Origin of the sequence: Streptomyces flavofungini (assembly GCF_041028215.1) — a bacterium.
GTDB classification, from domain to species: Bacteria; Actinomycetota; Actinomycetes; order Streptomycetales; family Streptomycetaceae; genus Streptomyces; species Streptomyces flavofungini_B.
Map to the genome: position 1 here is coordinate 1 of NZ_JASKYR010000718.1, position 4,211 is coordinate 4,211.

Genomic DNA, 4,211 nt, shown 5'->3' on the forward strand with positions numbered 1-4,211 from the left:
CCCCCGCAGAAGGCACCGCAGGCACCGAGGACATCCCGGCCCTCGTCGCCCGCCTCCGCGCCGCCTTCGCCACCGGCCGCACCCGCCCGCTTGCCTGGCGCGAGGAGCAGCTCACCCGGCTGCGCGCGCTCCTGACCGAGAACCGCGACGCCGTCACCGACGCCCTCCACAGCGATCTGCGCAAGCCCCGCCCCGAGGCGTCCGCCGCCGAGGTCGACTTCCCCGTACGCGAGATCGACCACACGCTGGCCCACCTCAAGGCCTGGCTCGAACCTCAGCCGCTGGACCCGGCCGCTCTCGCCGGGCTGCCCGCGGGGTCCACGGCCGGGACCCACTACGAGCCGCTGGGCACCGTCCTGGTCATCGCGCCCTGGAACTACCCGGTCCAGCTCTCCCTGGTGCCGGTGGCGGGCGCCCTCGCGGCGGGCAACACCGTCGTCCTCAAGCCGAGCGAGGTCGCCCCCGCCACCTCGGCGCTGATGGCCCGGCTGCTGCCGGAGTACCTGGACCCGGAGGCGGTCGCCGTCGTCGAGGGCGACGTGCCGCGCACCACGGAGCTGCTCGCCCAGCGCTTCGACCACATCTTCTACACCGGCAACGGCACGGTCGGACGCATCGTGATGCGGGCCGCGGCCGAGCACCTCACCCCCGTCACCCTGGAACTCGGCGGCAAGTCACCGGTGTTCGTGGACCGGGACACCGACGTGCGGGCGGTGGCCGCCCGCCTCGCCGACACCAAGTTCCGCAACTCCGGGCAGACCTGCGTGGCGCCGGACTACGTCCTGACCGACCCGGTCACCGCCCGTGCCCTGGAGTCCGCCCTCGCCGAGGCGGTCCAGAAGCTGTTCGGCCCCGACCCGCAGACGTCGGCCGCCTACGGACGCATGGTCAACCAGCGCCACTTCGACCGCGTGGCCGCGCTGCTCGACTCCGGGACTACGGTCTTCGGCGGGCAGACCGACCGCGACGACGTGTACATCGCCCCGACCGTCCTGTCCGGGGTGAAGGGCGACGACCCCGTGATGCGCGAGGAGATCTTCGGCCCCGTCCTGCCGATCGTGGAGGTCGCGGACCTGGACGAGGCCATCGCCTTCATCAACGACCGCGACAAGCCGCTGGCCCTGTACGGCTTCACGGACAACGACACGACCCGGCGGCGCCTCATGACCGAGACGTCGTCCGGCGGACTGGGCTTCGGCCTTCCGATGGCCCATCTCCGCGTGCCCGAACTGCCGTTCGGCGGCGTCGGCGAGAGCGGCATGGGCAACTACCACGGACCGCACTCGATCGCCACGTTCAGCCACCGCCGCGCCCGGCTCGACGTGCCGCTCGGCTAGCCGGTCCCGGGGGTCACCGGCCCGTAGCGGGCGGCCGGGGCGCCGGTCGTCAGGGCCCAGTAGCGGTCTCCGTAGGACCAGTGCCACCACTCGGTGGGGTAGTTGACGAGGCCCGCCGCGGCCAGAGCCGTGCCGAGCACGCGGCGGTTGCGGCGGGCCTCGCCGGAGATGCCGTCGGCCTCGGTGTAGCAGGCGCCGTCGCTCTCCTCGGGGCTGGCGTTGACCGGCGTGCCGAGGTCGAGTTCGGGGCCGTCCTCGGTGCGCAGCGTGAGGTCCACGGCGGCGCCCGCGACGTGCGGGCCCACCTCGGGCGGTGACAGGGAGCGGCTCGTCTGCCGGTGGAGGTGGCCGGGCGACCATTCGGGGTGCGCGGCCCTGAGTTCGGCCGCGTACTCCTCGAAGTACGTGATCTGCAGGGCGAGCGGACGGTAGCCCTCGGTGGCGAGCAGGCGCAGGCCCGCGGGCAGCAGTTCCGCCGCGCGGGCGAGGCGCAGGGCCACGCCCTCGCGGAGCAGCGCGTAGGCGCCCGCCGGGTCGGCGAGGCGGTCGTCGACGTCGAGGAAGCCGAGGCGTCGCAGGTCCACCAGCGCCTCGCCGCACTCCTGGACCGGGATGCCGGTGACACGCGGATCGTTCATGAGGATGATCGGCGGCATGCTCGGCCCTTCGTGCCGGTCTCGGGTCCACGCGCGTGACGGCCCATACGGCGGGTGACGGCCCGCAGGCCGCGTCGGGGCCCGCAGGCCGCGCTACGGCCCGTACGCCGCGTTACGGCCCATACGGCCGACAGGCTCGGTCGTATGGGCCGCGCGAGGCAACAGTGGCCCTTCCCCCGTCGGCTCCCCCGTTGCCGTCGGCCCCTTGGATGCCGCCGACATGTCGAGCATGCCGGGCGCCGCTGCAAGTTCTCTGCAATTTCGCGCCAAGTGGGCCGGAGGTCCGGCCGGGGGCTGCCTCAGCGCGGCCCGGGCCCGACCGGCGGGGGTCAGACACCCGGTTCGTCCCGCTCCCGTGCCTCGTACGCGGTGAAGACGTCCCGCGCCTCGGCCCGCAGCGCGAACGCCCCGTCCGGGTCCCCGGCGGCCTCCCGCGCCGCCGCGAGGTCGCGCAGGGTGCGGGCGCGCGGCAGCGGCAGCTCCAGCGCGGTCCACAGTTCCGCGGCCCGGCCGAGGAGCCGTTCGGCGGCGTCCGCGCGGCCCGCCGCCAGCTCGCACTCGCCGAGGGTCCGCAGGGTCAGCGCCTCGCCGAAGCGGTCGCCGTGGGCGCGGCAGGTCTCCAGGACCTTCCGCAGCGCGGCCGCCGCCTCGTCGGCGCGCCCGAGCCGCAGCGCGCACTTCGCACGGGCCTGCGAGGCGTAGGCGGACATGAGCGGGTCCCCGGTGGCGCTCAGGAGGTCCACGGCGCGCCCCGCGAGCCGTTCGGCCCTGTCATAGGAGCCGAGTGACCGGTGCACGAGGCTCAGCGAGCGCAGGGTGAGCGCCTCGCCCCGGCGGCTGCCGAGCCTGCGGTAGGCCCGCAAGGACTCGTCGAGCAGGGCGAACGCGGCCTCGTGCGCGCCCAGTTCGAGGTGCACGGAGCCCGCGAACCGGCAGGTGAGTCCGGTGCCCGGGTCGTCACCGAGTGCGCGGAAGACCTCCGCCGCACGGCCGAGTACGTCCAGCGCGGCCCGCAGTCGGCCCGACTCCCGCAGGGCGCTGCCGAGCCCGGCGAGGGCGGCGGCCCTGCCCCGCTCGTCACACAGGTCCGCGCAGAGTTCCGCCGCCTGCCGGAAGTAGAGCTGCGACTCCGTGAAGCGGTCCTGCTCGTAACGGAGCTGCCCCAGGCCGATGAGCAGCAGCGCCTCGCCGGAGCGGTCGTCGGCGCGCCGGGCGGCGGCCAGCGCCGTGTCATGGCTGCGCCACCATGCCTCGAAGCGGTTGCCGACGGCGTAGGCGGACGAGCACAGGGCCGCGGCCGCCTCACAGGCCAGGGTGTGCAGGTCGAGGGCGGCGGCGCGTTCCACCGCCGCGGCCAGCGCGTCGGCCTCGGCCTCGAACCAGGCGGCCGGATCGGCGAGCGCCCGCCGGGTCACCTCGGGTCCGGCGGACCGCACGGAGCGGCTCGACGCCTCGGCCGCGGCGCCGCCGCGCATCGTGGGGGCGAGGAAGCCGCGGTGCAGTTCGACGGCTCCGGAGGGCGTGGCGGCGGCGACGCGGCCGGTGAGCCGGAGTCCGGCGCCGAGCGCCCGGCCGACGGCGGCCCTCCGTTCGGCGGGAGTGTCCTCGGCCTCGGCGCGCTCGGCCGCGTAGACCCGTACGAGGTCGTGCGGACGGTAGCGGGGCTGTCCGGCGCGGTCCACGGAGGTGCAGTGCAGGAGCTGGGCGTCGACGAGCTGTTCCACGACGCGGTCCGCCGCCGCCTCGTCCACGTCCAGGAGGGCGGCGACCACCCACGAGGCCACGTCGGGCGCGGCGAACAGGCCGAGGCGGCGCAGGGCGGTGCGGGCCCTCTCGTCCAGGGCGCGGTAGCTCAGACCGAGCCCGGCGCGCACCTCCAGGTCGCCGACGGCCAGTTCGTCCAGGCGGTGGCGCTCGTCGGCGAGCCGTTCGGCGAGGGTGCGTGCCGTCCAGTGCCTGCGGGTCGCGAGACGGGCCCCGGCGATGCGCAGGGCCAGCGGCAGGCCGCCACAGAGCTCGACGATGCGGCGTGCGGCGCCGGGCTCGGCACGGATCAGCCGCTCCCCCGCGACCCGGGCGAGCAGTTCGGTGCCGGGTTCCGTGTCGAGCACGTCGAGGTCGGCGCGGTGGGTGCAGGCCAGGGCGCCGAGCCGGGCACGGGCGGTGATCAGGACGCCGCAGGTGGCGCTGCCGGGGAGCAGCGGGCGCACCTGTGCCT

3 protein-coding genes are annotated in these 4,211 nt (G+C 75.6%); 1 reads left to right on the forward strand and 2 read right to left on the reverse strand.

Features of this window, described 5'->3' with window-relative positions:
• The first annotated feature begins 32 nt into the window (after window positions 1-32).
• On the forward strand, window positions 33-1,337 hold the full coding sequence (locus AB8Z36_RS33105) for an aldehyde dehydrogenase family protein (RefSeq protein ID WP_369217086.1): 1,305 nt from the start codon (window positions 33-35) through the stop codon (window positions 1,335-1,337).
• Here AB8Z36_RS33105 and AB8Z36_RS33110 read toward each other — a convergent pair.
• Both AB8Z36_RS33110 and AB8Z36_RS33115 read right to left on the reverse strand, forming a co-directional pair.
• Window positions 1,334-1,993: a M15 family metallopeptidase gene (locus AB8Z36_RS33110; RefSeq protein WP_369217084.1), complete on the reverse strand. Its 660-nt coding sequence runs from the start codon at window positions 1,991-1,993 to the stop codon at window positions 1,334-1,336. The genes AB8Z36_RS33105 and AB8Z36_RS33110 overlap by 4 nt on opposite strands.
• Window positions 1,994-2,322: 329 nt before the next feature.
• Window positions 2,323-4,211 (reverse strand): tetratricopeptide repeat protein (locus AB8Z36_RS33115; RefSeq protein WP_369217085.1); only part of this gene is annotated, 1,889 nt, incomplete at its 5' end.